This window comes from Achromobacter aegrifaciens (assembly GCF_902859735.1).
Lineage (GTDB): Bacteria > Pseudomonadota > Gammaproteobacteria > Burkholderiales > Burkholderiaceae_B > Achromobacter > Achromobacter aegrifaciens.
Genome location: NZ_CADIJY010000020.1, coordinates 1 through 26,503 on the forward strand (window position 1 = coordinate 1; position 26,503 = coordinate 26,503).

Sequence of the window (26,503 nt, forward strand, 5' to 3'; positions counted from 1 at the left end):
GGCCGGTTTCGCGGGTGCGGCAGGCTCAGCCTTCGGCGCTGGCGCGGGCTGCGGCGCAGGCGCTGCGGCGGCAGGCTGTGCCGCAGCGGGAGCCGCAGCCGCCTTGGCCGGCGGCGCATCGGCGCCCGGCTTCAGGTTGCCCTCGCCTTCGACCTCCAGGCGGATCAGTTCACCGCCCACCGCCATGACCTGGCCCACGTCCCCGCCCAGCGCGACCACGCGGCCGACCACCGGCGCGGGAATCTCGACCGTGGCCTTGTCCGTCATGACGTCGGCCAGCGGCTGGTCCTCGGCCACCATGTCGCCGATCTTCACGTGCCAGGCGACCAGTTCCACTTCCGCGATGCCTTCGCCGATGTCGGGCATCTTGATGACATGAATACCCATCTCTCAACCCTCCATCGCGCGCTTGAACGCTTCGCCGACCCGGCGCGGGCCGGGGAAGTACGCCCATTCCTGCGCGTGGGGATACGGCGTATCCCAGCCGGTCACGCGCTCCACGGGCGCCTCCAGATGATGGAAGCAGTGTTCCTGCACCAGCGAAATCAGCTCGGCGCCGAAGCCGCAGGTACGCGTGGCTTCGTGCACCACCACGCAGCGGCCGGTCTTCTTGACCGAGTTGACGATGGCGTCCAGGTCCAGCGGCCACAGGCTGCGCAGGTCGATGATCTCGGCGTCGATGCCGGTTTCCTCGGCGGCCGTCAGCGACACGTGCACGGTGGTGCCGTAGGTCAGCACGGTCAGCGCGTTGCCGGGGCGCACGATGGCTGCCGTATCCAGCGGCACGGTGTAGTAGCCGGTGGGCACCACGCTGCCCGGCCGTCCGGTCCAGGGCGTGACGGGCCGGTCATGGTGGCCGTCGAACGGGCCGTTGTAGAGCCGCTTGGGCTCCAGGAAGATGACCGGGTCGTCGTTCTCGATGGCCGCGATCAGCAGGCCCTTGGCGTCGTACGGGTTGGACGGCATCACCGTGCGCAGCCCGCAGACCTGCGTGAACATGGCCTCGGGGCTCTGGCTGTGCGTCTGGCCGCCGTAGATGCCGCCGCCGCAAGGCATGCGGATGGTCATGGGCGCGACGAATTCGTTGACCGAGCGGTAGCGCAGGCGCGCGGCCTCGGACACGATCTGGTCCGAAGCGGGATAGAAATAATCGGCGAACTGGATCTCGCAGACGGGACGCAGGCCGTAGGCGCCCATGCCCACCGCCACGCCGACGATGCCGCCTTCGGAGATGGGCGTGTCGAACACGCGCGAGCTGCCGTACTTGGTCTGCAGGCCTTCGGTGCAGCGGAACACACCGCCGAAATAGCCGACGTCCTGCCCGAACACCACCACGTTGTTGTCGCGCTCCAGCATCACATCCATGGCCGAGCGCAAAGCCTGGATCATGGTCATCGGCGCGGAGGCCGGACCAGCGTTGTTATCGATAGCCATGATCAGACTCCGAGCTGCTGACGCTGCCGGCGCAGATGCTCCGGCATGTCCTTGTACACGTCTTCAAAGATGCTGGCGGCGCTGGGAACGTGGCCGTCCACCAGGGTGCCGTAGCTTTCCGCTTCCTTCTGCGCCGCCAGGATCTCGGCGTCGAGCTCGGCCTTGACGGCTTCATGCTCTTCGTCGGACCAGATGCCCAGCGAGATCAGGTGCTTCTTGAAGCGCGCGATCGGATCGCCCAGCGGGAAGTGGCTCCAGTCGTCGCCGGGGCGGTACTTGGAGGGATCGTCGGACGTGGAGTGCGGCCCGGCGCGGTAGGTCACCCATTCGATCAGGGTCGGTCCCAGATTGCTGCGGGCGCGTTCGGCGGCCCAGCGCGAGGCGGAGTAGACCGCCAGGAAATCGTTCCCGTCCACCCGCAACGAGGCGATGCCGCAGCCCACGCCGCGGCCCGCGAAGGTCGCGCCCTCGCCGCCGGCGATCGCCTGGAAGGTGGAGATGGCCCACTGGTTGTTGACCACGTTCAGGATGACCGGCGCGCGGTAGACGTGGGCGAAGGTCAGTGCGGTGTGGAAGTCGGCCTCGGCGGTGGCGCCGTCGCCGATCCAGCCGGAGGCGATGCGGGTGTCCCCCTTGATAGCCGAGGCCATGCCCCAGCCCACCGCCTGGATGAATTGCGTGGCCAGGTTGCCCGAGATGCTGAAGAAGCCCCGTTCGCGGTCGGAGTACATGACCGGCAATTGGCGGCCCTTGAGCGGATCGCGTTCGTTGGACATCAACTGGCACATCATGGTGACCAGCGAGGCGTCGCGCGCCAGCAGGATGCTTTGCTGGCGGTAGGTCGGGAAGCACATGTCGCCCTGCTCCAGCGCCATGGCGTGGGCCGTGCCGATGGCCTCTTCGCCCAGGCTCTGCATGTAGAACGAGATCTTCTTCTTGCGCTGGGCGGTCAGCATGCGCGCATCGAACAGACGCGTCTTCAGCATGTTGCGCATGCCCGCGCGCAGCTGCTCGTGGCTGAGTTGCGGCGCCCACGGTCCGACGGCGCTGCCGTCGTCCGCGATCACCCGGACCAGGCTGTATGCCAGTCCGCCGGTATCGACCGCGGCAACATCAATGGAGGGTTTGGGCACATCGCCGGGCGGCGACAGGTGCAGGTAGGAAAAATCGGTCTTGCAACCCGGGCGCCCTGTAGGCTCCGGGACGTGCAACTTCAACGGCCCATATTGGCTCATGTATTGTCTCCACGCTTGATCGTGTCATGCGCATTCTTCTTACCAAGACACTGCCCAAGGGGGTGACCTCGGACATTGCCATCGTCGGCCGGTGCAAAGGGATGAACATGCACGACCGGCAGCCAGAGTAGCACAGGGCGCAGCCCCGAGACAGGGGCCGCGCCGGGCCTCGCTACCAGCGGTAGCTGAGAGTCGCGTAGAGCGTGCGCGGATCGCCGTAGCGGCAACCGGTGGCGCCGGCGCACGACAGGTAACCACGGTTGAACAGGTTGCGCGCGTTCACGGTCAAGGACAGGCCGCTGAACTGGGGCGAGACCGCGCCGAAGTCGTACGCGGCCATCGCGTCCACCAGGAACTGGCCCGGCACCTCCGCGGGATAGCCCGGCAGGTTGGTCGAACTGGCGTAGCGCACGCCGGCGCCCAGGGTCAGCCCGGGCACGCCCGCCGCCGTCAGGTTGTAGTCGGCCCACACCGCGGCGCTATGCAGCGGCACCAGCGTGGTGCGCTGGCCGACCAGTTCGGGCAAGGTGCTGCGGATGGTGCGCGCATCGGTGTAGGCATAGCTCGCGGTCAGGTTCAGCGCCCCCAGCCGCGCCTTGGCCTCCAGTTCCAGGCCGCGCGAGCGCGCCTTGCCGGTCTGCACCGAATAGGTCGGATCCACCGGATCGGCCGTCAGGGCGTTGGTCTGCGTCAGGTCATAGACGGCAGCGCTGTATAGCATGTCGCTGCCAGGCGGCTCGTAGCGCAGACCCAATTCGTACTGCACGCCCTTGGTCGGCTTGAAGGCATTATCGGCGCGGTCCATGCCCACGGTGGGCGCGAAAGACTGGCTCACGCTCACATAAGGCGCCAGGCCCGCCGGCGCGAGGTACACCAGGCCGACCCGCCCGGTGGTGGCCGTGTCCCGCTGCCGGGTGGCGGCGCCGCTGGCATGGCTGCGCTGGTCCGTATCGGCCCAGTCCTGGCGCCCGCCCAGCACCACCACCCACTGGTCATGGATCTTGATCTGGTCCTGCAGGTAGAAGCCGATGCCGTTCGAACGCGTCACGAAGCCGTTGTTGCGCGCGGTGTTCACCACCGGCACCGCGCCATAGACGGGATGATAGATGTCGCCCAAGGGCGCCACCGTGCCCGAGTGGCGGCTGGTGTCGTAGTTGCTGCGGTAATAGTCCAGGCCTGCCAGCACCGTGTGCTGCAACCCGCCCCCCTCCAGCTTGAATTCCAGCGAGGTGTCGGCGGCGATGCCATACGAGTTCTCGGTTCGGCTCACAACCCCGCGCCGCAGCGTAGTGCCATTGGGTTGCAGGCCACCGAACGACAGATAGTCCCACTCGCCGTAAGCGGTGAAGTAGCGCGCGCTCTGGCGCAGCTTGACGCGCTCGTTGAAGGCGTGCTCGAACACGTAGCCGGCGGTGTAGGTGTCAGTGTCATAGCGATCGAAGTCCGGTTCTCCGATGAACAGGTCGCGCGGGATCTGGCCGTTCAAGGTGTTGGCCGCCGGCATCGGAGCCGCGAAACGCGTGCGGATGCGCTGGTAGCTGGCCAGCAGCGTCAGCGAGGTCGCCGCGTTGGGCCGCCAGCTCAGGGCCGGCGCCAGGTAGGTGCGATCGTCGGGCACGTGATCGACCCAATTGTCGGCGTTGCGCGCCAGGCCGGTCAGGCGATAGGACCAGGTGCCATCTTCCGTCAGCGCGCCAGCGAAATCGCCCGACACCTGCCGGCGGGCGTAGCTGCCGGTCTCAAGGTTCAGTTCGCGCAGCGGCTCGGTGGTCGGGCGTTTGCTGACGGTGTTGACCACCCCGCCCGGCGTGAGCTGGCCATACAGCACCGAGGCCGCGCCGCGCAACACCTCGACACGTTCCAGTCCATAGGGTTCCTGGCCGCCATCGTAGACGTTGGACTGCAGCTTGAGTCCATCGCGCAGCAGGCCCGAATTGCCGGTGGCCACGTTGAAGCCGCGCAACATCAGGTCGTCCACCATGCGGCTGAAAGCCGGCGACTGGGCCGCCACACCCGGCGTGTAGCCCAGCGCGTCGGCGACGCTGGCGGCCTTGACGACGCGGATCTGGTCGCTGGTGACCACCGACACCGATTGCGGCGTCTCGATCAGCGGCGTGTCGGTCTTGGCGCCGGCCATGCTGCGCAGGGCCACGTAACCGTCGACGTGGCCGGTGGGCGATTCGGCCGCGGCGGTCACGCGCACGGGCTCCAGCATGGCCGCGCCGCCCTGCGGCAGGGGTTGCGCGCTGAAGGTGCCGTTGGCGGTGATCCGCAGCTCCAGCCCGCTACCCATCAGGGCCAGCCGCAAGGCCTGTTCGGCGGTGTAGACGCCGACCACGGCGGGGGCCTGGCGACCCGCCACCAGCGCCGGCTCGACCGACACGGCACGGCCGCTCTCGCGCGCGATGCGGGTCAAGGTGTCGGCCAGCGGCGCAGCCGGCAGGTTGTAGCGCAGCGCGGCGGATGCGCCCGCCTGGGTGCTGGATTGCGCCTGGGCGGTGCCGGCCGGCACCGCCAGGGCAATGAGGAACGCGGCCGCCAGGCGCGGCGCGGAACGAACGGGGAACATGGAATCTCCTGCTGCAAGTGTGTGCTTCAGGAGGTATGTCCAGCGGACCCGGCGCAAGCGATCATTTTTTTTCGACTGACGGGCTGCGCAGGTCGATGCTGACCAGCCAGCCGGTCAGCGCGCGCACCTCGATCGGCAAGGTCTGGCGCAAGGACTCCAGCACCTGATCGGTGTCGTCAAGGGGAAAGGCCCCCAGCACCCGCAGCCGGGCGGCTTCGGGCGTGATACGCAGGAAACCGCGCCGGTACGGCCGCAAGGCCGACACCACCTCGCCCAGCGACCGGTCGCGCACCACCAGCATGCCGTCCCGCCAGGCTGCAGCCTCGGCCAGCGCGGCGTCCGGCGCGCCGACGCCATCCGCGCCGAAACGCGCGCCCTCGCCCGCCGCCAGGACCCGCCGCTGGCCGGCCGCGCGCACTTCGACACTGTGTTCAATCACGCTGGCGATGCTGCCCCGCTCATCGCGCGCCACCCCGAACACCGTGCCCAGGGCTTGCACCTCGCCATCGGGACTGGCGACGATGAACGGCCGTGCAGCATCGGCCGCCACCCGCACGTACACCGCGCCGGCCCGCAGCCGCAGCACGCGGGCGCGGCCGCCAAATTCCAGGTCCACCGCGGAGCGGGCGTTCAGGGTCAGCAGGCTGCCGTCCGGCAATGTGTGCGTGCTGCGCTCGGCGGTGCCGCTATGCAGATCGGCGGCCAACGTGCGCAATGGCGTCTGCCGGTCGACCAGGACAGCCAGGCCCCCGGCCGCCAATGCCAGCCCCAATGCGTTGCGCAAGGCCCGACGCCGCGCCGGCGCGGTAGCCAGGGCGGCTCCCGCGGCGCGTGCCGGGACCCCGTCGGGTAACGGCGCGAACGTGTTCTTCAACGCCGCGGCGACCGTCTCCCAGGCGGCTGCGTGGCGCGGGTCGGCGCGGCGCCAGGCGTCGAAGCCGGCACGGTCGGCGTCGCCAGCCACGCCCGACGACAACAGCACCATCCAGTCGACCGCGGCCTCCAGGTCCGCCGGCAGCGTGGGCCCGCTCATGCCGCCAGGCGCGCCGCGACGCAGAGCGTGACGGCCTGTTTCATGCAGCGCCTGACGGTGATGCCCGACACGCCAAGGCGCTCGGCGATCTGCGGATACGTGAGTTCTTCCAGCTGGCTCATCAGAAAGACCTGGCGCGTGCGCGCCGGCAGGCGCTGCAGGGCGCGGTCTATCTGCATCAGGGCCTCGACCGCCAGCGCGCGTTGTTCCTCGCTGGGCGCATGAGCCTGCGGCAGCAGTTCAAGGCTGTCGAGATAGGCCCGCTCAAGTTCGCGGCGACGCCAGAAGGTGTACAGCGTGCGCTGTGCCAGCGTGGTCAGGAAGGCGCGCGGTTCCCGGATGACCTCGGCCCGACTGCCGGTCAGCACCCGCACGAAGGTGTCGTGCGCCAGGTCGGCCGCATCGTGGCGGCAGCCCAGCCGGCGGCGCAGCCATTCCTGCAACCATGGATGATGGGCCTCGTACAGCTGGGCGGCGGTAGGCTGCGTCGGCTGCGCAGAATGGGACATGGGGGAAGGCGCGGTAGCGGGTCAATAAAAATAAGAATTATTGTTATTTATTCCCCGCCACGCAAGCGCGGCATGCGCCCCGCCAGCCCCATCCCAGGCTTGGAGCGCTCTATACTTGCCGTCCCTGATTCCCTGGAAAGCCACGTGCCCGGATCGACAGCCTCAAGATGGTTCTGCTGGACCGGCATCGTCTTCGCCGCGCTGTACCTCGCCATCGTCATCCTCTGCGTTGCCGGCGCGCTCTCGGCCGACGGCGATGACAAGGGGCGTTTCGTGCTGCTGCAGTTGCCGCTGGCGCCGCAACTGGCGCTGCTGCATGAACTGAACCTGGACCGCCTGCTGGGAGACCTGTCCTGGGTCGGCGGCTATCTGCTGATCGGGCTGCCCACGCTGGCCCTCTTCTACTTCGCGGGCTGGGGCCTGGAGAAGCTCGTGCGCGCCGCATTCCGGCCGATCCCGGGCCGGCGCTAAGCCGGAGATGCCATAAAAAAACCGGCCATGGGCCGGTTTGCTTCATCCAGGACGGCGCCCTCAGACCGGACCGGTCCACTCCGTGACGAATTCGCGGTAGTCCGGGCGGTTGGCCGGCGGTACGGCGCAAGCCGGGGTGCCGATGGCCAGAAAGCCCAGGAAACGGTAGTCCAGCGCGTCCAGGCCCAGCGCGTTCTGCACGTCTTCGACGTAGGTGCCGATGCCAGTGCTCCAGAACGCGCCGTAGCCCAGCATGTGCACGGCGTTCAGGAGGTTCATGGTGGCGGCGCCGGTGGCCAGCAGTTGTTCCTGCTCCGGGATCTTGGTGTTGTCGTGCGCAATCTTCTGCGCCACCGCGACGAAGAGCGGCACGCCGGCCATCCATTCGCGCACCGACTTTTCCTTTTCCGGCGTCATGCGCGGATCGCCGCTGCGCTTGACGGCGTCCAACGCCAGATCGGCCAGCTTGCCGATGGCCTCGCCCTGGATCACCACGAAACGCCACGGGCGCAAGGCGCCATGGTCGGGCGCCGACATCGCCGCCTGCAGGATCTGTTCGAGTTCCTCGGGCTTGGGCGCCGGGGCGCGGAGGAACTTGAAGGAACGGCGGGTATTCAGGGCGTGCAGCGGGGTGGCGGTCTGGGTCGTGGTCATCGGATCGGGCGTCAATGAGAAAGAAACACAATTCATATTACGCCACTCCGCCGCCCCAGGCCGTCATCCCCCCGGACCGCCAGAGGTCATTCGATCTGGATGCCGACCTCTTTGATGACCCCCGCCCAGCGCGTCAGCTCCGCGTTGACGAACTGGCCCAGCTCGGCCGGGCTGCTGGCGCCGGGCGTGGCGCCCTCGCCCTTGAAGCGGGTCTGCAAGGCCGGCACGGCCAGCGAGCGCGCCACCGCCTGGTTCAGCACCGCCACCACCGCATCGGGCGTGCCCTTGGGCGCCATCAACGCATTCCAGGTGTTGATCTCGTAGCCCTTGAACATCGGGTCCTCCGCCACCGTGGGCACATCGGGCAGTTCGGCCGAACGGTCGCGGGTGGTCACGGCCAGGGCGCGCAGCGCGCCCGCGCGAACCTGCGGCAAGGCTGCCGGCAAGGTGGCGAAGCTGAACTGGGTCTCGCCGCTCATGACCGAGGAATTGGCCAGCGACCCGCCGCGGTACGGCACGTGCTGGATCTGCACCTTGGCCTCCGAGGCGAACATGGCGCCGGCCACGTGCACTGGCGAGCCATTGCCGCTGGAGGAATAGTTCAGGTCGCCCGGTTTCTCGCGCGCCAGCTTGACCAGGTCGGCCACCGACGCCACGGGCAGCTTGGGATTGGCCACCAGCACCAGCGGGATGGATGCGATCATGCTGACCGGCGCGAAGCCGCCCACCGGGTCGTAGCCCAGCGATTTCTTGTACACGACCGGATTGATGCCATGGCTGGACACGGTCGCCATGAACAAGGTGTAGCCATCCGGCGCGGCCTGCTGCACGGAGGCCGCGGCGATGTTGCCGGCGGCGCCAGCCTTGTTCTCGATGATGACGGGCTGCTTGAGCTCCTTGCTCAACTGCTCGCCCAGCGCCCGCGCCAGGATGTCCGTGGTGCCGCCGGCGGCGTAGCCCACCACGATGCGCACCGGCTGGCTTGGGTACGCCCCCTGCGCGTGCAGCGGCGCCGCGCACAGCCACGCCGCCAAGCCAGCCAGGCCTGCCCTCAGATAAACCGCTTTCATGTCTGTCTCCTCGTCGCCGCGCTTCTGCTGCGCGGTCTATGGCCAGGCCGTCCCCGGTGGGATCGGTGGCCGGGTTGATCCGGTCCGCGGCGAATTCAGGACGCAAGCCTCCCCGGGCCGCGCCGGCGACGGCGCGGACCTGAAAGCCGCGTAGGGAATCCGGCCCGCGGCCGGAGATCAGGTACCGGTGAACACCGGCGCTCTCTTTTCCGCGAACGCCTTGCGGCCTTCGCGGTAGTCATTGCTTTCGAAACACTCCAGCACCAGACGGCGCATGCCTTCCACGTCGACCTCCGGTCCCAGCTGCTGAAGCTGTCGGATCATCTTCTTGCCGGCGCGCAGCGTCAGCGGGGCGTTGGCCTGGATCTGGGCCAGCATGGTTTCCAGCACCTGCGGCAGTTCGTCCACCGGCGCGACCCTGCGGATCAGGCCCAGTTCCTTGGCTTCGCGGGCGTCATAGCGCGCCGCCGTCAGGAAGATTTCCAGCGCGTTGGCCGGGCCGACCGCCGTCACCAGGTTGCGGATCGCGGTCAGGCGGTAGCCCAGGCCCAGCTTGCCTGCGGGAATCGCGAAGCTGCTGTTGTCGGAAGCGATGCGGATGTCGCAGCACAGGGCAATGTTCAGGCCGCCGCCGATGCAATAGCCCTGGATGTACGCGATCGTGGGCTTGTCGTAGTCGTACAGCGCCAGTTGCGCGGTTTCGGCCACGCGCTCGTACTCCACCACCGCGTCCTCGCCGCTGCGCAGCTTGTCGAACTGCGAGATGTTGGCGCCGCTGACGAAGGCCTTGCCGCCCGCGCCCTGCAGCACCACTGCCCGGATCTCCGGGTCCTGGCGGAAAGCTTCCAGCACTACCGGCACCGCTTCCCACATGGCGAACGATACGGCGTTATGCCGCTGCGGATCGTTGAAAGTCAGCCAACCTATCGCGCCACGCTTCTCGGCCACGATGTTGTCGGTAATGTCGCCCTGCAGAATGCGTTGTATGGTCACGGTTGCTTTCCTTGTATGACTGTCTGGTGCCGTTGTATGCCGTTGGTCAGGTGGACGCGCATGGCAAGGCGCGCTGCCTCGCTGTCGCCGGCGACGATGGCATCGAAGATGCGGTGATGTTCGCGTTCGATTTCCGGCACGCGCTCGGTGCCGGCGCTGGTGTAGCGCAGCGTGCGCACGGCGCCGCGGAACACGTGGCGCAGGTGCGCCAACAGGCGCACGAAATAAGGGTTGTTGGTGGCCTCGCCCACGGCCATGTGGAAGTCCAGCGCGTGGTCGGCGCCTGCCTGCCAGTCATTGCCTGCCGCGTCGACCCGTTGCAGGGCCTGGCGCAGGGTTTCGATTTGTTCGGGGGTACGGTGCAGGGCCGCCTGCGCGGCCGCGCCGGATTCCAGTTCCACGCGCAGCTGGAAGATGTGCGCCAGCGGCTCGGGCTGCAGCAGGTCTTCCGGCGCGATTTCGAAATTGCGCGTGCCCACGTCCTGCGCCACGAAGGACCCCACGCCGCGCCGCGTATCCACATACCCCGACAGCTTCAGCCTCGCGATCGCCTCGCGCACCACATTGCGGCTGACGGCGAACATCTGCGCCAGCTCGAACTCGGTGGGCAGGCGCTGGCCGGGCTCGAATTCGCGCGCCACGATCTTCTGGCGGATCTGCGAAGCGATCTCGTCCGGCAGGTTGTCGGGGCGTCCCAGGCTGGAAAAGACCTGGTCGGCGGCGGCGGTGGATGGTGCGTTCATGTCTGGGCTGTCTCCGTCTGGGCCGCCGGATACGCGGGCGGCCTTGGCGGCGATTTTATGCTCGGTGCCTGGACGTATCCCTTAAATGACGCCTTCGCGGGCCAGCTGCTGCAAGTCGGCAGGCGCCAATCCCAGCATGCCGCCATAGACGTCGCCGTTGTGCTGGCCGCGTTCGGGCGCGGGCGCCATTTCCCCGGTGGTGGAACGGCTCAGGATCATGGGCTGCCCCACCACCGAAATCGGCCCCAGCGCGGGATGGCGGATCTCCCGGCTGAGCCCCAGGTGGCGCACCTGCGGATCCTCGAATGTCTGGTCCATGCCCAGGATCGGACCGCAAGGCACGCCTTCCTTGTTCATCAGCGCTATCCATTCGGCGGTGGGCCGGGTCGCGGTGCGCGCGCCGATGGCCGCGTTCAGCGCGGGTCGGTTGCGCGCCCGCAGCGGTACCGTCAGGAAGCGCTCGTCCTCGATCAGTTCCGGCAATTCCAGCACGCGGCACAGGCGCGCATAGATGTCGTTGCCCATGGCCGCGATGTTCATATAGCCGTCGCTGGTGGGGAACACGCCGGTCGGGCTGCTGGTGGGATGGTCGTTGCCGCTCTGGCCAGGCACCTCGCCGTTCATCAGCCAGCGCATCGCCTGGAAATCCATCATCCAGACCTGCGATTGCAACAGCGATGTCTGCACCCACTGCCCTTGCCCCGACACCTCGCGCTCCAGCAGCGCGATGAAGATGCCGATGGCGCAGAACAGGCCGGAGGTCAGGTCCGCCACCGGAATCCCCGCCCGCATGGGGCCGCGGCCGGGTTCGCCCGTCACCGACATCAGCCCGCCTATGCCCTGCGCGATCTGGTCCAGCCCCGGGCGTCCGGCGTAGGGGCCGTCCTGGCCGAAGCCGGACACGCTGGCGTAGACGATGCGCGGGTTCACCTGGCGCAGCGTCTCGTAGTCGATGCCCAGCTTGAACTTGACGTTGGGCCGGTAGTTTTCCACCACCACGTCGGCCTGGCGCACCAGGTCCAGGAACAGCGCCCGGCCCTGCGGATGCTTCAGGTTCAGCGTGACGCTGCGCTTGTTGCGGTGGGTGTTCTGGTAGTCCGCGAACTGGGCGGAGCCGCCCGGCTTGTCGTCCTGCTCGTCGCCCGGCTCTTCGATCTTGATGACGGTGGCGCCCCAGTCCGCGAACTGGCGCACGGCGGCGGGACCCGAGCGCACTCGCGTCAGGTCCAGGACGGTGAATCGGCCCAAGGGCTTGGAATCCATGCTTGTCTGCCTCTCTGTATGGCGCCGCCAATCGTCGACCGCGGCTGCCTTGTCATTATTTGTTGGATGTTGGACATCTTACATGCTGATTTTGGACGCAACAAGACGCCGCCGCGCTTTTTGCGCGGCGGGTTTTCCCTAGGCCATCAGGCCCGTGCTCCGTGATGCCGCCCTGTCCAGGGCCGCTGTCAGCCCAGGTGCGTGTGGCGTTCCTGGCGCTCTTCGACCTGCATTTCGCTCAGGCCATGCAGGATGCCGCAGTCTTCCGTGTCGGGCCGGGCCGACAGGCAGCGCTGGCGCAATTCCGTGAGCTGGGTCTTGAGCTGGGTCAGTTCGGCGATGCGTTCATCCACGTGGGAGATGTGCTCGTCGAACAGTTCGTTGATGGGGCCGCAACCGCTCTGGTGGTTATCCGCCAGCGACAGGATGGCGCGGATCTCGTCCTGCGTCATGTCCAGCGCGCGGCAGTTGCGGATCAGGCGCAGCCGCTCCAGATGGGGCTGGCCGTAGCTGCGGTAGTTGTTCAGTCCCCTTTCCGGGGCCGGCAACAGCCCTTCTTTCTCGTAATACCTGACGGTCTCGACCGTGGTTCCGGCCGCCGTGGCCAATTCGCCGATACGCATCGCTGCCTCCCGGATCGCATCCGATTGATATAGGGGGTTGACCCTATAGTAACTCCAAGGTGTGGAATAGCGTCACCAGCTTATTTCAAGGCAGAGGACGATGTCTTTACCTCCGGTCAAAAAACACGAACATATGCCCGCCGGGCAAGGCGGCGCCTGCTGCGCGCACGACGGCTGCGACGCGCCCGCCAAGAACGCCCAGGCCCAGGCCGGACACGATCATGCGGGCCATGATCACGCGGATCACAGCCACGCGGGCCACGATCACAGCCACGACCATGCCGGCCATGACCACGCGCACGATCACAAGCACGATCGCAGCCACAAGCACGACCACGGCGGCGACGCCTGCTGCGGCCATGGCGATGGCCAGCCCTTCACCGTCTCGGGCGCCGGCGCGGCCACGCTTACCGCGGGCCCGGGCCAGTCGCTGGCGCGCCTGCGCATCGGCCAGATGGACTGCCCCACCGAGGAAACGCTGATCCGCAAAAAGCTCGACAACATGGCCGACGTCCACGCGCTGGACTTCAACCTGATGCAGCGCGTGCTGACCGTGGTCCACGCCGAAGGCGCGCTGGACCGTGTCATGGCCGCCATCAAGTCGCTGGACATGACGCCCGAGCCCCTGGCCGACAACGCTCCTGGCACGCCAGCCCCTGCCGCCAAACCGGTGAACTGGTGGCTGATCGGCGGCTCCGGCGTCCTGGCCGCGCTGTCGGAACTGTCGCATTTCGCCGGCTGGCCGCTGGGCGTCACCGCAGCCCTGGCCGTGGCCGCCATCCTGGCCTGCGGCATCAGCACCTACCGCAAGGGCTGGATCGCCGTACGCAACGGCAACCTCAACATCAATGCCCTGATGAGCATCGCCGTCACCGGCGCCGTGCTGATCGGCCAATGGCCAGAAGCGGCGATGGTGATGTTCCTGTTCAACGTGGCCGAACTGATCGAAGCCCGCTCCCTGGACCGGGCGCGCAACGCCATCCGTGGCCTGCTCGACCTGGCGCCGGAAACGGCGACCGTGCGCCAGGCCAATGGCGACTGGCTGGAAGTGCCCGCCGCCAGATTGCAGGTGGGCGATATCGTGCGGGTACGCCCGGGCGAACGCATCGCCGCCGACGGCATCATCGTCAGCGGCAGCTCGGCGGTGGACCAGTCCCCCATCACCGGCGAAAGCCTGCCCGTGGAAAAGACGCAGGACGACCCGGTCTACGCGGCCACCGTGAACGCGGCCGGCTCCTTCGAATACCGCGTCACCGCGGCCGCCGGCAACACCACGCTGGCGCGCATTATCCACGCCGTCGAACAGGCGCAAGGCGCGCGCGCGCCGACCCAGCGCTTCATCGACCGCTTCTCGCGCATCTATACGCCGGCCGTGGTGGGCATCGCGGTGCTGGTGGCGGTGCTGCCGCCGCTGTTCTGGAACCAGCCCTGGTTCGACGCCATCTACCGCGCCCTGGCGCTGCTGATCATCGCCTGCCCCTGCGCGCTGGTCATTTCCACGCCGGTCAGCATCGTCAGCGGCCTGACCGCGGCCTCGCGCCGCGGCATCCTGGTCAAGGGCGGCGTGTACCTCGAAGAAGGCCGCAACCTGAAATGGCTGGCGCTGGACAAGACCGGCACCCTGACCCACGGCAAGCCGGTGCAGACCGACATCCAGGATTGGGACGTGTCCGACCAAAGCCGCCAGCCGGCCGCGCTGGTCGCCGCCAGCCTGGCCGCCCGCTCCGACCACCCGGTATCGCTGGCCGTGGCCAATGCCGCGCGCGACGCCGGCACGGCCTTGCTGGACGTGCAGGACTTCACCGCCCTGCCCGGCCGCGGCGTCAGCGCCACGCTGGACGGCGTGACCTTCCAGCTGGGCAACCGCCGTCTGATGCGCGAACTGGGCGTCTCCAGCCCCAAGCTGGAAGCGCGCCTGGACGAACTGGAACGCCAGGGCAAGAGCGCCATCGCGCTGACCGACGGCAATCGCGTGCTGGCCGTAGCCGCCGTGGCCGACACGGTCAAGCCGACCAGCGCCGCCGCCATCGCGGACCTGCACGCCCTGGGCGTGCGCACCCTGATGCTGACGGGCGACAACACGCCCACCGCGCAAGCCATCGCGCAACAAGTCGGCATCGACGAAGCGCGCGGCGACCAGTTGCCCGAAGACAAGCTGGCCGCCATCGAAAGCAAGCTGGCGTCTGGCGGCCGCGTCGGCATGGTGGGCGACGGCATCAACGACGCCCCCGCCCTGGCGCGCGCCGACATCGGCTTCGCCATGGGCGCGGCGGGCACCGGTACCGCCATCGAGACGGCGGACGTGGCCCTGATGGACGACGACCTGCGCAAGATCGGCACTTTCCTGCGTCTGTCCCACGCCACGCATCGCGTGCTGGTGCAGAACATCGCGCTGGCGCTGGGCATCAAGGCCGTGTTCCTGGCCCTGGCCATGACCGGCAACGCCACGCTGTGGATGGCGGTGTTCGCCGACGTGGGCGCGAGCCTGCTGGTGGTGGCGAACGGCCTGCGGCTGTTGCGGGCGGCGCCTGCGGCACACTGACGCGGAGCAGTCCGATTCCCGGTGGCGCATGCATTGCATGGCCGCCGGGAAAAGCAGGCCTCAGCCCGCCTGCTCTTCCTGCGGCCAGTCGCGCAGCACCGGCGCGTCCGGCGCGCCAGGCCCCACGTCGCGCAGATGGTCGTGCTGCAGCAGCGCCATGCGGTAGGCGTCGCGATAGCCGCCGTTGGAAAAGAACTCTTCCTTCAACAGTCCTTCGATCTGGAAGCCGCAGCGCTCATAGATGTGCACGGCGGCGGTGTTGTCCTTGTCCACCACCAGATAGACCTTGTGCAGGTTCAGCACGCGAAAGGCATAGCCCACAGCGATGCGCGTCGCCGCCTTGGCGTAGCCCCGGCCCTGATAGCTGGGCGCGATGATGATCTGGAATTCGGCGCGGCGGTGGATGTAGTCGATTTCCACCAGCTCGACCAGGCCGGCGGGCTGCCCGGTGTCGTGCTCGATGATGAAGCGCCGCTCGTTCTGGTCGTGCAAGTGGCGGTCATACAGGGCGACCAGTTCGTCGTAGGCCTCGTAAGGCTCTTCGAACCAATAACGCATGATGACGTCGTTATTGTTGATCTTGTGCACGAAGTGCAGGTCGCCACGCTCCAGGGGGCGTATTTTGATATCGGTTGTGACCGACATGGTGATACCTCCGAAAGTGCGCCCATTGTAAGCGGGCGCGGCCCGGCGCGCTGGCGCTCAGCCGCCCGAGAACGCCGGCAGGCGTTGTTCTATGCGCCGCATGACCTCATTGGCGGCGGACGACAGCGGCCGCCCCAGCCGCAGCAGCGCCTGGCATTCGGGCGCGCTCAGGATGGGATGCGCGATGGGAATCGCCACCAGTTCGCCGCTGGCCAGCTCATGATGCACGCCCAGGTTCGGCATCAGCGTCACGCCCGCTCCTGTCATCGCGTACTGCTTCAGTACGCGCAGCGAATTGGTGGTAAGGCTGGGCGTCAGATGGATGCGCTCGGTGAATTCCAGCAGGTCCACCGCCTGGCGCAGCCCGTAGGGCGCGGACATCAGCGCGAAGGGATACGGCATGATGTCGGCGATGGTCAGCGGCCCGCGCCTTGCGGCCAGGGCATGGCCGCGGCCCGCCAGCAGGCAGACCGGATGCTTGCGGCTGGCGCGGCAGCGCAGCCGCGGGTCCACCGGCGGGTTGTAGGCCAGCCCGATGTGGGCCGCGTCCGAGGCCACCGCCTCGACCACCTCATTGACCGAACCGACGTTGACGCTGATGTTGATCTGCGGATATTCGATGCAGAACGGCCCGACCACGTGTTCCATCAGGCCGTCGATAAAGCCTTCGCTGATCATCAGCTGCACGTTGCCGCGCTGCATGCCGCGCAATTCCTGCAGGCGCGCATTCAGATGCTCCTGCTGGGCGCGGCAGCCGCGGTGGTACTCCAGCAGCATATCGGCGGCCTCGGTGGGCGTCAGCCCGCGCGAGCGCCGCTCGAACAACTGCACGCCCAGTTCCTTTTCCAGCAGCTGGATCTGCCGGCTGATCACGGAGGCCGCGGTATCCAGCTTGTCGGCCGCGCCCCGTATCGAGCCGCAAGCCATGACCTCGTTGAAGTACTTCAGGCGGACCTGGCTGATTTCCTGCATGTCCCGCGTTCCTGGGGCGCCTGGTGGCGCCGGTTGAAGGTGATTCAAGCGTTGCCCACAGGGCAACGATAATTTATCACCCCGGTCATTGTTCGGAACGCCCCTGTCTTCCAATAATGGCGGCCGCGGAAGCCACAGGGTTTCCGGCCCAACCCCAGCCAGCGCGGGCGCCAGACCCGCGCGAGGAGACATGCAATGCCCCATCCGACCACGCCGGGCGCGGACCCGCGCCTGGCCCCGCTCTATCGCAAGATCACGTGGCGCCTGCTGCCCTTCCTGCTGCTCTGTTACGTCTTTGCCTACCTGGACCGAATCAACATCGGCTTCGCCAAGCTCCAGATGCAGCAGGACATCGGCATTTCCGACGCCGTCTACGGCCTGGGCGCCGGCATCTTCTTCCTGGGCTACGTCATCTTCGAAGTGCCCAGCAACCTGTTGCTGACCCGCATCGGCGCTCGCCGCACGATCAGCCGCATCATGGTGCTGTGGGGCCTGACCTCGGCCTCGATGCTGTTCGTGCAGGGCGAATGGAGCTTCTACGTCCTGCGCTTCATGCTGGGCGTATTCGAAGCCGGCTTCGCGCCCGGCATGATCTTCTACCTGACCTACTGGTACTCGCAGTCGCGCATGGCCGGCGTCATGGCGGTGGTGATGCTGGCCGGCCCCATCGGCGGCATCGTCGGCGGCCCCGTGTCGGCCTGGATCATGACCGCGTTCTCGGGCGCGCACGGCCTGGACGGCTGGCAATGGATGTTCCTGCTGGAAGGTCTGCCCTGCGTGCTGCTGGGCGTCATCGCGTACCGCTACCTGGACGACAAGCCGGCCGAGGCCAAGTGGCTCAGCGCCGAGGAAAAAGCGCTGCTGGCGGCCGACCTGGAGACCCGCGGCACGCAGCAGAAGCACGCCTTCAAGCAGGTGCTGCGCGACCCCGTCATCTACGGCATGGCCCTGACCTACTTCTGCCTGATCTGCGGCATCTATGCCGTCAGCTTCTGGCTGCCCACTCTGCTCAAGCTGGCGGGCGTGCACGACACCATGGAGATCGGCCTGTATTCCGCCATCCCCTACATCGCCGCGGCGGTCTTCATGCTGTGGTTCGCGCGCAGCTCGGACCGCATGCAGGAACGGCGCTGGCATACGCTGATTCCGGCGCTCCTGGCCGGCGTGTCCCTGTGCATCGCCACCGCCGCGCCGACGCAATTCGCGCTATCCCTGAGCGCCATCACCCTGGCCACGGGCTTCATGTGGGCCTCCTACACGGTATTCTGGGCGATTCCTTCCCAGTACCTCAAAGGAGAGGCAGCAGCCGGCGGCATCGCCCTCATCAACAGCATCGGCCTGCTCGGCGGATTCCTCAGCCCGTCCATCATCGGCTGGTCCAAGGAAGCCACGGGCACGCTGGCTGGCGGCCTGTACGTGATCTCCGCCTTGCTGGTGGCAGGCGCCTTGCTCCTGCTGGTGAACCGTCCGCCCCGTTCCGCGCCCGCCCGCGCCTGAAGTCCAACTCACAGGAAACGATCATGCATATTCTGGTTGCTGGCTTCCAGCACGAAACCAACACCTTCGCGCCGTCGCTCGCCGCCTACGACAACTTCGTGCGCGGCGAAGGATTCCCCGCCATGGTGCGCGGCAAGGACATGCTGGCGCTGCGCGAGGTCAACATCCCCGCTGGCGGCTTCATCAACGCGGCGCTGGCCCAGGGCCATACGGTCGAGACCGTGATCTGGGCGGGCGCCAGCCCCTCGGCCCATGTAACCCGCGACGCCTACGAACGAATCGCCGGCGAAATCCTGGACGCGGCCCGCAACGGCAGCTACGACGCCGTCTACCTCGACCTGCACGGCGCCATGGTCGCCGAACACCTGGACGACGGTGAAGGCGAACTGCTGGCGCGCGTGCGCCAGATCGTCGGGCCCGACGTGCCGGTGATCGCCAGCCTGGACCTGCACGCCAACGTCACCGCGCAGATGCTGCAGGAAGCCGACGGCCTGGCCGCGTTCCGCACCTATCCGCATGTGGACATGGCCGACACCGGCGAACACGCGGCGCGCCTGCTGCAGGCCCGCATCGCGGCCGGCGACAGCTGGAGCCGCAGCGAACGCCGCCTGCCCTTCCTGATTCCGATCAACGGCATGTGCACGATGCTGCAGCCGTCCAAGGGTGTGTACGAGCTGCTGGAAAGCCTGGAGCAGACCCCGGGCGTGGCCTCCATCTCGTTCGCGCCCGGCTTTCCGGCGGCGGACTTCCCCGAGTGCGGCCCGGTGGTCTGGGCCTACGGCACCGATGCGGCAGCCGTCGAACGCGTGACCGAAACCCTGTACCAGCGCGTGCTGGAACTGGAGCCGCAATGGTCGCCCGACTTCCTCGATCCGTCCGAGGCCGTGCGCCGCGCGCAGGCGCTGGCGGCGGGCGCATCGCGCCCCGTGGTCATCGCCGACACGCAGGACAATCCGGGCGCGGGCGGCGACGCCAATACCACCGGCATGCTGCGCGCGCTGGTGCAGGCCGATGCCCAGAATGCCGCGCTGGGGCTGTTCTACGACCCCGAGGCGGTACGCCAGGCCACCGCGGCCGGCATCGGCGGCAAGGTCCGCCTGAGCCTGGGAGGCCAATCGGGCGTGGCGGGCGACTCCGCTTTCGAAGGCGAGTTCGTGGTCGAAACCCTGTCGCCCGGCAAGCTGCGCTTTGACGGGCCGATGATGAACGGTATGGACGTGGACCTGGAAGCCGTGGCCGGCCTGCGCATCGGCGGCGTGCGGGTGGTGGTCAGTGCCACCAAGTCGCAGATGCTGGACCGCAACCTGTTCCGCGTCGGCGGCGTGCAGCCCGAGGAGATGGCGATACTGGTGGTGAAGAGTTCCGTGCACTTCCGCGCGGACTTCCAGCCCATCGCCCACGAAGTGCTGGTGGCCAAGGCGCCCGGCCCGATGCAGGCCGACCCGGCCGACCTGCCCTGGACCCGGCTGCAGCCCGGCATCCGCGTGCGGCCGCAAGGCAAGCCGTTCTCTTACTGAACGCCCCGCCCCGCCGCCAGCCGGCGGGGTTTGCTTTCGCGCGGCGCAGTGGCAGACTGGAAGCATGAAAAAGCTCCATACGCTCGCCTATCCGCGCCTCGGCGCGTCGGACTCCGCGTTCATCGAGGAGTTCCGGCGCCAGCATGACGGCCAGCATCCGCTGGTGCAGGCGCACTTCACCATGGCATTCGGCTGCGCGGGCATCGACGAACAGGCCTACCAGCAGCACCTCGAAGAGGTCGCCGGCCTGAACGGCCCGATAGACTTCGTATGCCGTTACGCCATGCTGGGGGCCGACCCCGCGCACGCTTACGCGTACCTGGTTCCCGATGAAGGCCACAGCCAGCTGTCGCGGCTGCATGACGCCCTGTACCGCCAGGTGCTGGCGCCGACCCTGCGCCTGGACATTCCTTATGTGCCGCACATCACCATGGGGTCGTCCACCAACCGGGCGCTGATGAAATCGCTGTGCGATGAATTGAACCGCAACGGACTTGAAATCCGCGGCACGGTCGACAAGTTGACGATGGCTGTCCTGGAAAATGGCGTGCTGACGGACCTGACTTCGGCCCGGCTTTCCGGCTGAGGGGCCAGGCGCCGCCTGCCCCGCTCGCCCCCGCTCACTACTTCAGCTTGCCCTGCGGACTGACGAAGTCTTCCAGCGTCAGCCCCTTTTCCTTCAGGATGGCTTCCAGCAGCGGCTGCAGCTTGCCCAGGCTTTCCTGCACGGTTTCGCGCACGGTATCGACCACCACCTGGGTGCTGCGTTCGATCTCGATGTTGACGAAATCGCCCACCTGCTTGTCCTCGAACACCGTCATGCGGCGGGTTTCCGGAATCAGCCAGACCTCGAACCAGCCCTCGACGCGGTTGACCTCCGATACGGTCAGGCTGGCGCCGTTGATGGCGATATAGCCCTTGGCGAAGACATACTTGCGGAATGCCTCGGGGATGCTGAAGCGCATCAGGCGGTTGGTATCGGACGACTTCACCATCACCACTTCAGAGGTGAAATCCACGTGCCCGGACAAGGGATGGCCGCCGATCTCGGCGCCGTCCTTGGCGGCCCGCTCGACGTTGGCGCGGTCGCCCTCCTGGTAGCTGCCCAGGGTGGTGATGGCCAGGCTTTGCAGCATGACGTCGAAAGTGGCCTGGTTCTCGGACAGGATTTCCGTGACGGTCAGGCAGACGCCATCGGTGGACACGCTGGCGCCAATGGCCAGGTCCACGCAAAAACCAGGGGGGAAATCCAGCGTGAAAGTGCGCAGGCCTTCGCGATCCGCGATCTTGGCGATCTTCGCGGTGCCTTGAACAATACCGGTGAACATACGGATCCTGAATGCGGGGCGGCGCCCCTGAAGCAAAACATCAACGTTAACCGATATTTTGCCAGGGGCCGGGCCGCCCGCAAGCCGGGATCAGTGGCGGATGGCGATCGTCTTCAGGGTGGTGAAGCCGTACAGCGCTTCAAAGCCCTTCTCGCGGCCATAGCCTGACTGGCGCGAACCGCCGAAAGGCAGCTCCACGCCGCCGCCAGCGCCGTAGTTGTTGATGAAGACTTGACCTGCGCGCAGCTTGCGCGCCAGGCGCAGCTGGCGGCCGCCGTCGCGGGTCCAGACGCCGGCCACCAGGCCGTACAGCGTGCCGTTGGCGATTTCCAGCGCCTCTTCCTCGGTGTCGAACACCATGGCGGCCAGCACCGGGCCGAAGACTTCTTCCTGCGCCAGGCGGCTGTTGGGCGGCACGTCGCGGAACAGCACGGGCGGTTGGTAGAAACCGGCCTCGGGCGTGCCTTCCTTCAATTTGCCGCGGGCCGCGACCTTCATGCCTTCAGCTTCGGCTTCAGCCAGGAAGCCGCGCACGCGGTCCTGCTGGCGCGCGTTGATCAGGGGGCCCACGTCCAGGTCGGCCGCGGCCGGACCGGTAACGGTGGCCGAGAACGCGTCGGACAGGCGCTTGAGCACCGTTTCGTACACGCCGCGCTGGATCAGCACGCGGCTGCCGGCCGAGCAGGTCTGGCCCGCGTTCTGGATGATGGCGGCCAGCAGCACCGGCATGGCGGCGTCCAGGTCGGCATCGTCGAACACGATCTGGGGCGACTTGCCGCCCAGTTCCAGCGTGACCGGCACGTGGTTTTCGGCGGCGGCATGCGCCACCATCTTGCCCGTCTGCGGCGAACCGGTGAACGAGATGTGGTCGATGCCCGGGTGGGCGGACAGCGCCGCGCCGGCTTCATGGCCATAACCCGTGCAGATGTTCAAGGCGCCTGCCGGCAGGCCGACCTCGGCCGCGATCTCCGCCAGCTTCAAGAGCGACAGGCAAGCGTCTTCCGCGGGCTTGACCACGCACGCGTTGCCCGCGGCCAGGGCCGCGCCGACGCTGCGGCCGAAGATCTGCAGCGGATAGTTCCAGGGCACGATGTGGCCGGTGACGCCGTGAGCTTCGCGCACCGTCAGCACGGTGAAGCCCGGGGTGTAGGGAATGGTCTCGCCATGCAGCTTGTCGACCGCGCCGGCATAGAACTCGAAGTAGCGGGCAACGGCGGCGGCGTCGGCGCGCGCCTGCTTGATGGGCTTGCCGGTGTCGGCCGATTCCAGCTGCGCCAGCTCTTCCTGACGCTCCAGCAGCGCAAAGGCGATACGCATCAAGAGGCGGCTGCGCGCAGCGGGCGCCATCTGGCCCCACTCGCCTTCAAAAGCCTCGCGCGCCGCGGTCACGGCGCGGTCCACGTCCGCCGCGCCCGAACGCGCGATCGCCTCGAAGGGCTTGCCATCGGACGGGTTCAGGACGGGAATGGTTTCACCGGTGGCGGCGGCCACCCATTGGTTGGCGATAAAGTTCTTCTGAGTCACGATGTGCGGAGTAAAGTAGCGGCCGAACGGCCGGTTGCGGGGATATGGCGTCGCGCGCGGGTTGCGTTTTGGTTTCGGATCAAGGTACGGGAGCGCGCCGCAACTTGTCAATTGAATTGACAGCTTTTGTCCCAAGAGTCAGGATATTTCCCGACCACCTCGGGTAATCCCTAATAATTCAGCGGCTTAACGCCACCCCGGATTTGTCATGGTGACTGACAAGCCCGGCAATGCATGTAGGAATGACGATGAGCAATGTGCGGGATCCACAGCTGGAATCGCTGCTGCAAGCCGTGGACCGCCCCCGTCCTGAATTGGACGTGCTGGCGGAAGTGGCTTCGGGCCTGGGCTACGTGCGCGCCGAACGCTTTGCCGAGCGCGTCTACGAAAGCCTGTTCTATGCCATTGCCACCGGCAAGATCGCGCCCGGCAACAAGCTGCCAACGGAACTGGAGCTGGCCGCGCTATTCGAGGTATCGCGACCGGTGGTGCGGCAGGCGCTGGATCGGCTGCGCGAAGACCAATTGGTGGACTCCATCCGCGGCTCGGGCACCTATGTACGCGCAAAACCCGACCTGATGGGCGGCATGCCCGCGGTCGACCCGGCGCGCCGCGTCGGCCATATCCTGGAAGGCCTGGAACTGCGCATGGTGATCGAGCCCGAATGCGCCTACCTGGCTGCGCTGCGCCGCACCGACGAAGACCTGCGCGAAATGGACCGCATGCTGACCGGCTACGAAGAAGCCGACGCTTCCGGCGCCATCGCCCACCATCACGATTACGGATTCCACCGCGCCATCGCCGCGGCCACCAGCAACCAGCGCTTCGTGCAGGTGCTGAAATCCCTGGAGTACGACGTCAGCCACGCCGTGAACGTCATGCGCCACCTGGTCCACAGCGAACCCTGGAAGCGCACCCGCGCCGCCATCGAAGAACACCGCCACATCTACCGGCTGATCCAGGAACAGGACGCCGAAGGCGCGCGCAACGTCATGCGCGCCCATATTGAAAAAGCCCGCAGCCGCATGCTGAACAGCGGCTCGGAACATTGAGCAGGAAGCCTTAACTACATGTCATCGCAACAACGCCCCTCCCTGGACCTGAACCAGCAGCTCGTCGTCGTCACCGGCGCCAGCCGCGGCCTGGGCGCCGCCATCGCCCGCGCCTTCCTGCGCGAAGGCGCCAAGGTCGTCGTCAACTATCTGAACAGCGCCGAACGCGCGCAGGCACTGGCCGCCAGTGCGCCTGACCGCGCCATCGCGCTGCAGGCCGACGTACGCGACCCGGCCGCCGTCGCCGCCATGTTCGCGCAAGCCGCCAAGCATTTCGGCCAGCCCGTGACCACCGTCGTCAACAACGCCCTGCCCGCCTTCCAGTTCAACGGCGATGCCCGTCCGCATGCCGGCGCGCTGGACTGGACGCAGATGAACGCGCAGCTGGAAGGCAGCGTGCGCGCCGCGCTCAACACCACGCAGGCCGCTCTGCCCGCCATGCGGACCGCTGGCGGCGGGCGCATCATCAACGTGGGCACCAACCTGGTCCAGAACCCGGTGGTGCCGTACCACGACTACACCGCGGCCAAGGCGGCGCTGCTGGCCTTCACCCGCACCTTGTCGCATGAACTGGGCGCGGACGGCATCACCGTCAATATGGTGTCGGGAGGCTTGCTGCGCACCACCGACGCCTCGGCGGCCACGCCGGACGCGGTCTTCGACATGATTGCCGCGGGCACGCCGCTGCGCGAAGTCACCACGCCCGAGCAATTCGCCGACGCCGTGCTGTTCTTCGCCAGCGCCTGGTCGCGCGCTGTGACGGGCCAGAACCTGATCGTCGACGGCGGACTGGTGAAGGGTTGAGCCGCGCTGCGCCAACACGGCGCGCCGCGCGCTATGCCTGCAATCGTCTCGCGCTGATTTCCACTGCGGCGTACTTGATGCCCTTGAGCGCGGCGTCCTCGCTCACGAAGGCGGAATCGCCCACGCCTATCCGCGTCCATTCGCGGCCTGGCGCGGTGCGCACCCAGGCTTCGTAGCCTTGCTGGGACGCAAGCGGCCTGAGTTCGTATTCGAGCTGATGCCCGTTGAGCCTGATCACTCCGGTTCTCATTGTTTTCTCCCCGGCGCCTCAACGCTGGCCCGCGATGGCGCAGGCGCGCATCAGGATGTGCCCAGGCCCCGCGGGCGTTGCGCGGTAGTCCTGCGCCCGCACCACTTCTGACACGCGCTGCCCGTCCGCCATCCATTGGCGGGCGACGCTGACGACATCGGTGAACTCGGGTTGCGGCCCGTCCAGCAACCAGCCGACGATGGGGACGCCAGGCATGACGGCCACACCAGGAGAAACCTGATCCAAATCAAGGGGCTTCATACTCCTCTCCGTTCAGGGAACTGTAGGGAGCGTAGACGCCGGGTCAATTCTCAGGCATTAGAAAACCGCAAAAAATAGAACATTTTGTGTATTCCCCGCCAGCGGCGCGGAGCAATCATCCCTGGCTGAGCACGCCACGCAGGGTGGAAATAAAAATTCACACATAAACTATCTGGGTGGCGCCGAGGAACGGCTGCCTCTCATTGCGCGGCAGCCAGCTCGGCGGGCGCCAAGGTCGCCGGATCGCGCGCAACCAGCGTTTCGATTGCCACGATCTGGCCATTCTCCATCCGTATCAGGCGGTCGGCCAGATGGAAATAGCGGTCGTCGTGGGAGATCACCAGCACCGCCGCGCTGATCGAGTTTGCTGCGGGGAAGGAGATGCAAGCCGCGCATGGCGGCATGGCGTCAATGGAGGCAGACGTGGCGAGAACAGGCCTGAAAACTAGGCCTTGCCGCCGAGGTCCTCGGCGCCCGGAACATCGATATCGTTCGCGGAAGGAACCAGACCCGCCATCAACCACAAGCGGCCAGCCTTGTCGTAGGCCTGGCGATGTGCCGCATCGGCGGCGAGCCATTGCACCAGCTCGGCTTCGTGGGTTGCATCGAAACTATCGTGCTCGTGCTGGCGCAGCACCCAGGACCAGGCAACATCCCAGACCGGGTCTTGCTTCGAATTGATGTCATCGCCCATAGGCTACCTTGGGGGCTAAAAGGCTGGTTGGCGCTATGGTAAAGGAAAAGGTTATCCACGATAACCTCTCTGAGGGACGACACGCTGTCCAAACCGCATGCCTGCGCCCACCTGGCCCAAGGGGCAACTGCGCAGCCTGATGCCTGCGGGCTCAGGCCTCCAGCAAATCGCGGCAGCTGGCGACGGCCTCGGTGGCATCCCGGAGCATGAAGTTCACAAGCGTGGCTGAGCAGCCCATTTGCCGCGCAACCTCCCGCTGCGTCAAACCGCCGAGCCTGTAGAGTTCGAAGGCGCGCCGCGTCCTGGGCGGCAAGGTGCCCAGGATCTGGTCAATGGCATCGATCACCTGCCGCTCCTGGAAGCGCCGGTCCGGCACGCAGCCGCCGGCGACCTGCGGCAACTCCCCGTCGTCGGTATAGATGCGATACGTAGATTCGACGGCCTGACGGCGACAGTGGTCCAACGCCAGATTGCGGACCACTTGGCAACAATAGCTATAAGGTTTGCTGACATCGCGCGCGCATGCCCCTTCCATGAGTTTCAGGTAGGCGTCTTGCGTGACTTCGTCCGCGATCTCCGGCGTGCCCACGATTCTTTGCGCGATGCGACGAAGCTGCGCCCGATGCGCAATGAATATGTCTCCAAGCCCCACTCCCTGCGTACCCATGGACATTGAAGCGCCTCCGCGCAAAGATTTATGGTGACTTGTAATAACTCAATCTATTGCGAAAAATTATCATTAATGAAAAATCGAATGTCTATCGCCGCGCCCTCGTTTTCGCCCTAACCTGGCGCTTTTTACAGGGATTCGAATCTGCTC

The 26,503-nt window shown here is 67.0% G+C and carries 28 protein-coding genes; 7 read left to right on the top strand and 21 right to left on the bottom strand.

Features of this window, described 5'->3' with window-relative positions; all coding sequences use genetic code 11:
* From HV766_RS28220 to HV766_RS28245, 6 genes are all read right to left on the bottom strand, one after another.
* On the bottom strand, positions 1-387 hold a 387-nt coding region (locus HV766_RS28220; protein WP_302476950.1), incomplete at its 3' end, for a biotin/lipoyl-containing protein.
* A 3-nt stretch (positions 388-390) separates the two neighbouring features.
* Complete coding sequence (locus HV766_RS28225) at positions 391-1,434, bottom strand: alpha-ketoacid dehydrogenase subunit beta (RefSeq protein WP_054456573.1); 1,044 nt, start codon at positions 1,432-1,434, stop codon at positions 391-393.
* A gap of 2 nt (positions 1,435-1,436) precedes the next feature.
* The gene (locus HV766_RS28230; protein WP_119449131.1) at positions 1,437-2,669 is read right to left on the bottom strand and encodes a 3-methyl-2-oxobutanoate dehydrogenase (2-methylpropanoyl-transferring) subunit alpha; all 1,233 of its coding nucleotides are present in this window, start codon (positions 2,667-2,669) and stop codon (positions 1,437-1,439) included.
* A 172-nt stretch (positions 2,670-2,841) separates the two neighbouring features.
* Positions 2,842-5,238 (bottom strand): TonB-dependent siderophore receptor, encoded by a 2,397-nt coding sequence (locus tag HV766_RS28235; protein WP_175182244.1) that lies wholly within the window; start codon positions 5,236-5,238, stop codon positions 2,842-2,844.
* A 61-nt stretch (positions 5,239-5,299) separates the two neighbouring features.
* Entirely contained in the window at positions 5,300-6,271 is a 972-nt protein-coding gene (locus HV766_RS28240) for a FecR family protein (protein WP_175182245.1), read from the bottom strand.
* Entirely contained in the window at positions 6,268-6,780 is a 513-nt protein-coding gene (locus HV766_RS28245; protein ID WP_175182246.1) for a sigma-70 family RNA polymerase sigma factor, read from the bottom strand. Before HV766_RS28245 ends, HV766_RS28240 begins: the two co-directional genes overlap by 4 nt.
* Positions 6,781-6,924: 144 nt before the next feature.
* Here HV766_RS28245 and HV766_RS28250 point away from each other — a divergent pair, with 144 nt between their 5' ends.
* Positions 6,925-7,251 (top strand): hypothetical protein, encoded by a 327-nt coding sequence (locus HV766_RS28250; RefSeq protein WP_175182247.1) that lies wholly within the window; start codon positions 6,925-6,927, stop codon positions 7,249-7,251.
* A gap of 60 nt (positions 7,252-7,311) precedes the next feature.
* On the opposite strand, the gene HV766_RS28255 is transcribed toward HV766_RS28250, so the two are convergent.
* The 6 genes from HV766_RS28255 to cadR all read right to left on the bottom strand — a co-directional run bounded on the left by HV766_RS28255 (position 7,312) and on the right by cadR (position 12,597).
* Entirely contained in the window at positions 7,312-7,905 is a 594-nt protein-coding gene (locus tag HV766_RS28255; protein ID WP_041653427.1) for a nitroreductase family protein, read from the bottom strand.
* An 86-nt stretch (positions 7,906-7,991) separates the two neighbouring features.
* The gene (locus tag HV766_RS28260) at positions 7,992-8,975 is read right to left on the bottom strand and encodes a Bug family tripartite tricarboxylate transporter substrate binding protein (protein WP_175182248.1); all 984 of its coding nucleotides are present in this window, start codon (positions 8,973-8,975) and stop codon (positions 7,992-7,994) included.
* A gap of 177 nt (positions 8,976-9,152) precedes the next feature.
* Positions 9,153-9,968 carry an enoyl-CoA hydratase gene (locus tag HV766_RS28265; RefSeq protein WP_119449125.1) on the bottom strand — a complete coding sequence of 272 codons (816 nt, stop codon included), beginning with the start codon at positions 9,966-9,968 and terminating at the stop codon, positions 9,153-9,155.
* Complete coding sequence (locus HV766_RS28270) at positions 9,965-10,711, bottom strand: FadR/GntR family transcriptional regulator (RefSeq protein WP_054456566.1); 747 nt, start codon at positions 10,709-10,711, stop codon at positions 9,965-9,967. Before HV766_RS28270 ends, HV766_RS28265 begins: the two co-directional genes overlap by 4 nt.
* An 81-nt stretch (positions 10,712-10,792) precedes the next feature.
* Entirely contained in the window at positions 10,793-11,974 is a 1,182-nt protein-coding gene (locus HV766_RS28275) for a CaiB/BaiF CoA transferase family protein (protein ID WP_054456565.1), read from the bottom strand.
* A gap of 188 nt (positions 11,975-12,162) precedes the next feature.
* Complete coding sequence (cadR, locus tag HV766_RS28280) at positions 12,163-12,597, bottom strand: Cd(II)/Pb(II)-responsive transcriptional regulator (RefSeq protein WP_054456564.1); 435 nt, start codon at positions 12,595-12,597, stop codon at positions 12,163-12,165.
* Between the two features lie 133 nt (positions 12,598-12,730).
* On the opposite strand from cadR, the gene HV766_RS28285 reads away from it, so the two are divergent.
* The gene (locus tag HV766_RS28285) at positions 12,731-15,139 is read left to right on the top strand and encodes a heavy metal translocating P-type ATPase (RefSeq protein ID WP_225596763.1); all 2,409 of its coding nucleotides are present in this window, start codon (positions 12,731-12,733) and stop codon (positions 15,137-15,139) included.
* Between the two features lie 60 nt (positions 15,140-15,199).
* On the opposite strand, the gene speG is transcribed toward HV766_RS28285, so the two are convergent.
* Both speG and HV766_RS28295 read right to left on the bottom strand, forming a co-directional pair.
* On the bottom strand, positions 15,200-15,784 hold the full coding sequence (speG, locus tag HV766_RS28290) for a spermidine N1-acetyltransferase (protein ID WP_013393257.1): 585 nt from the start codon (positions 15,782-15,784) through the stop codon (positions 15,200-15,202).
* Between the two features lie 57 nt (positions 15,785-15,841).
* Entirely contained in the window at positions 15,842-16,756 is a 915-nt protein-coding gene (locus HV766_RS28295; RefSeq protein WP_119449121.1) for a LysR family transcriptional regulator, read from the bottom strand.
* Positions 16,757-16,951: 195 nt separating this feature from the next.
* Between HV766_RS28295 and HV766_RS28300 the strand changes: the two genes are divergently transcribed.
* The 3 genes from HV766_RS28300 to HV766_RS28310 all read left to right on the top strand — a co-directional run bounded on the left by HV766_RS28300 (position 16,952) and on the right by HV766_RS28310 (position 20,356).
* Positions 16,952-18,253 carry an MFS transporter gene (locus HV766_RS28300; RefSeq protein WP_054456562.1) on the top strand — a complete coding sequence of 434 codons (1,302 nt, stop codon included), beginning with the start codon at positions 16,952-16,954 and terminating at the stop codon, positions 18,251-18,253.
* A 23-nt stretch (positions 18,254-18,276) separates the two neighbouring features.
* Positions 18,277-19,770: a M81 family metallopeptidase gene (locus tag HV766_RS28305; protein WP_119449119.1), complete on the top strand. Its 1,494-nt coding sequence runs from the start codon at positions 18,277-18,279 to the stop codon at positions 19,768-19,770.
* A gap of 64 nt (positions 19,771-19,834) precedes the next feature.
* On the top strand, positions 19,835-20,356 hold the full coding sequence (locus HV766_RS28310; RefSeq protein ID WP_175182249.1) for a 2'-5' RNA ligase family protein: 522 nt from the start codon (positions 19,835-19,837) through the stop codon (positions 20,354-20,356).
* Between the two features lie 37 nt (positions 20,357-20,393).
* Here the strand turns inward: HV766_RS28310 and HV766_RS28315 are convergent, their stop codons facing one another.
* Together HV766_RS28315 and HV766_RS28320 are read right to left on the bottom strand one after the other, a co-directional pair.
* Positions 20,394-21,098 carry a riboflavin synthase gene (locus tag HV766_RS28315; protein WP_054456559.1) on the bottom strand — a complete coding sequence of 235 codons (705 nt, stop codon included), beginning with the start codon at positions 21,096-21,098 and terminating at the stop codon, positions 20,394-20,396.
* A 90-nt stretch (positions 21,099-21,188) separates the two neighbouring features.
* Positions 21,189-22,625 (bottom strand): aldehyde dehydrogenase family protein, encoded by a 1,437-nt coding sequence (locus HV766_RS28320; protein WP_119449139.1) that lies wholly within the window; start codon positions 22,623-22,625, stop codon positions 21,189-21,191.
* Positions 22,626-22,870: 245 nt separating this feature from the next.
* Here HV766_RS28320 and HV766_RS28325 point away from each other — a divergent pair, with 245 nt between their 5' ends.
* Positions 22,871-23,674, top strand: coding sequence for a FadR/GntR family transcriptional regulator (locus HV766_RS28325; protein ID WP_054456557.1), 804 nt, complete (start codon positions 22,871-22,873; stop codon positions 23,672-23,674).
* An 18-nt stretch (positions 23,675-23,692) separates the two neighbouring features.
* Positions 23,693-24,478 carry a 3-oxoacyl-ACP reductase gene (locus tag HV766_RS28330; protein ID WP_175182250.1) on the top strand — a complete coding sequence of 262 codons (786 nt, stop codon included), beginning with the start codon at positions 23,693-23,695 and terminating at the stop codon, positions 24,476-24,478.
* A gap of 31 nt (positions 24,479-24,509) precedes the next feature.
* Here the strand turns inward: HV766_RS28330 and HV766_RS28335 are convergent, their stop codons facing one another.
* The 5 genes from HV766_RS28335 to HV766_RS28355 all read right to left on the bottom strand — a co-directional run bounded on the left by HV766_RS28335 (position 24,510) and on the right by HV766_RS28355 (position 26,356).
* Positions 24,510-24,728 (bottom strand): hypothetical protein, encoded by a 219-nt coding sequence (locus tag HV766_RS28335; RefSeq protein WP_125472666.1) that lies wholly within the window; start codon positions 24,726-24,728, stop codon positions 24,510-24,512.
* Between the two features lie 18 nt (positions 24,729-24,746).
* Positions 24,747-24,989 (bottom strand): hypothetical protein, encoded by a 243-nt coding sequence (locus HV766_RS28340; RefSeq protein WP_054456554.1) that lies wholly within the window; start codon positions 24,987-24,989, stop codon positions 24,747-24,749.
* Positions 24,990-25,189: 200 nt separating this feature from the next.
* Positions 25,190-25,393, bottom strand: coding sequence for a hypothetical protein (locus HV766_RS28345; RefSeq protein WP_217472171.1), 204 nt, complete (start codon positions 25,391-25,393; stop codon positions 25,190-25,192).
* Between the two features lie 41 nt (positions 25,394-25,434).
* Positions 25,435-25,683: a FecR/PupR family sigma factor regulator gene (locus HV766_RS28350; RefSeq protein WP_175182251.1), complete on the bottom strand. Its 249-nt coding sequence runs from the start codon at positions 25,681-25,683 to the stop codon at positions 25,435-25,437.
* A gap of 151 nt (positions 25,684-25,834) precedes the next feature.
* The gene (locus tag HV766_RS28355) at positions 25,835-26,356 is read right to left on the bottom strand and encodes a sigma-70 family RNA polymerase sigma factor (protein ID WP_119449087.1); all 522 of its coding nucleotides are present in this window, start codon (positions 26,354-26,356) and stop codon (positions 25,835-25,837) included.
* Positions 26,357-26,503: the final 147 nt, after the last annotated feature.

Excerpts from the sequence above, each read along its gene's own strand:
- HV766_RS28225 (WP_054456573.1), bottom strand. The coding sequence starts at position 1,434 with ATGGCTATCGATAACAACGCTGGTCCGGCCTCCGCGCCGATGACCATG.
- HV766_RS28230 (WP_119449131.1), bottom strand. The coding sequence starts at position 2,669 with ATGAGCCAATATGGGCCGTTGAAGTTGCACGTCCCGGAGCCTACAGGG.
- HV766_RS28235 (WP_175182244.1), bottom strand. The coding sequence starts at position 5,238 with ATGTTCCCCGTTCGTTCCGCGCCGCGCCTGGCGGCCGCGTTCCTCATT.
- HV766_RS28240 (WP_175182245.1), bottom strand. The coding sequence starts at position 6,271 with ATGAGCGGGCCCACGCTGCCGGCGGACCTGGAGGCCGCGGTCGACTGG.
- HV766_RS28245 (WP_175182246.1), bottom strand. The coding sequence starts at position 6,780 with ATGTCCCATTCTGCGCAGCCGACGCAGCCTACCGCCGCCCAGCTGTAC.
- HV766_RS28255 (WP_041653427.1), bottom strand. The coding sequence starts at position 7,905 with ATGACCACGACCCAGACCGCCACCCCGCTGCACGCCCTGAATACCCGC.
- HV766_RS28260 (WP_175182248.1), bottom strand. The coding sequence starts at position 8,975 with ATGAAAGCGGTTTATCTGAGGGCAGGCCTGGCTGGCTTGGCGGCGTGG.
- HV766_RS28270 (WP_054456566.1), bottom strand. The coding sequence starts at position 10,711 with ATGAACGCACCATCCACCGCCGCCGCCGACCAGGTCTTTTCCAGCCTG.
- HV766_RS28275 (WP_054456565.1), bottom strand. The coding sequence starts at position 11,974 with ATGGATTCCAAGCCCTTGGGCCGATTCACCGTCCTGGACCTGACGCGA.
- cadR (WP_054456564.1), bottom strand. The coding sequence starts at position 12,597 with ATGCGTATCGGCGAATTGGCCACGGCGGCCGGAACCACGGTCGAGACC.
- HV766_RS28285 (WP_225596763.1), top strand. The coding sequence starts at position 12,731 with ATGCCCGCCGGGCAAGGCGGCGCCTGCTGCGCGCACGACGGCTGCGAC.
- speG (WP_013393257.1), bottom strand. The coding sequence starts at position 15,784 with ATGTCGGTCACAACCGATATCAAAATACGCCCCCTGGAGCGTGGCGAC.
- HV766_RS28295 (WP_119449121.1), bottom strand. The coding sequence starts at position 16,756 with ATGCAGGAAATCAGCCAGGTCCGCCTGAAGTACTTCAACGAGGTCATG.
- HV766_RS28300 (WP_054456562.1), top strand. The coding sequence starts at position 16,952 with ATGCCCCATCCGACCACGCCGGGCGCGGACCCGCGCCTGGCCCCGCTC.
- HV766_RS28305 (WP_119449119.1), top strand. The coding sequence starts at position 18,277 with ATGCATATTCTGGTTGCTGGCTTCCAGCACGAAACCAACACCTTCGCG.
- HV766_RS28310 (WP_175182249.1), top strand. The coding sequence starts at position 19,835 with ATGAAAAAGCTCCATACGCTCGCCTATCCGCGCCTCGGCGCGTCGGAC.
- HV766_RS28315 (WP_054456559.1), bottom strand. The coding sequence starts at position 21,098 with ATGTTCACCGGTATTGTTCAAGGCACCGCGAAGATCGCCAAGATCGCG.
- HV766_RS28325 (WP_054456557.1), top strand. The coding sequence starts at position 22,871 with ATGAGCAATGTGCGGGATCCACAGCTGGAATCGCTGCTGCAAGCCGTG.
- HV766_RS28330 (WP_175182250.1), top strand. The coding sequence starts at position 23,693 with ATGTCATCGCAACAACGCCCCTCCCTGGACCTGAACCAGCAGCTCGTC.
- HV766_RS28335 (WP_125472666.1), bottom strand. The coding sequence starts at position 24,728 with ATGAGAACCGGAGTGATCAGGCTCAACGGGCATCAGCTCGAATACGAA.
- HV766_RS28340 (WP_054456554.1), bottom strand. The coding sequence starts at position 24,989 with ATGAAGCCCCTTGATTTGGATCAGGTTTCTCCTGGTGTGGCCGTCATG.
- HV766_RS28345 (WP_217472171.1), bottom strand. The coding sequence starts at position 25,393 with ATGCCGCCATGCGCGGCTTGCATCTCCTTCCCCGCAGCAAACTCGATC.
- HV766_RS28350 (WP_175182251.1), bottom strand. The coding sequence starts at position 25,683 with ATGGGCGATGACATCAATTCGAAGCAAGACCCGGTCTGGGATGTTGCC.
- HV766_RS28355 (WP_119449087.1), bottom strand. The coding sequence starts at position 26,356 with ATGTCCATGGGTACGCAGGGAGTGGGGCTTGGAGACATATTCATTGCG.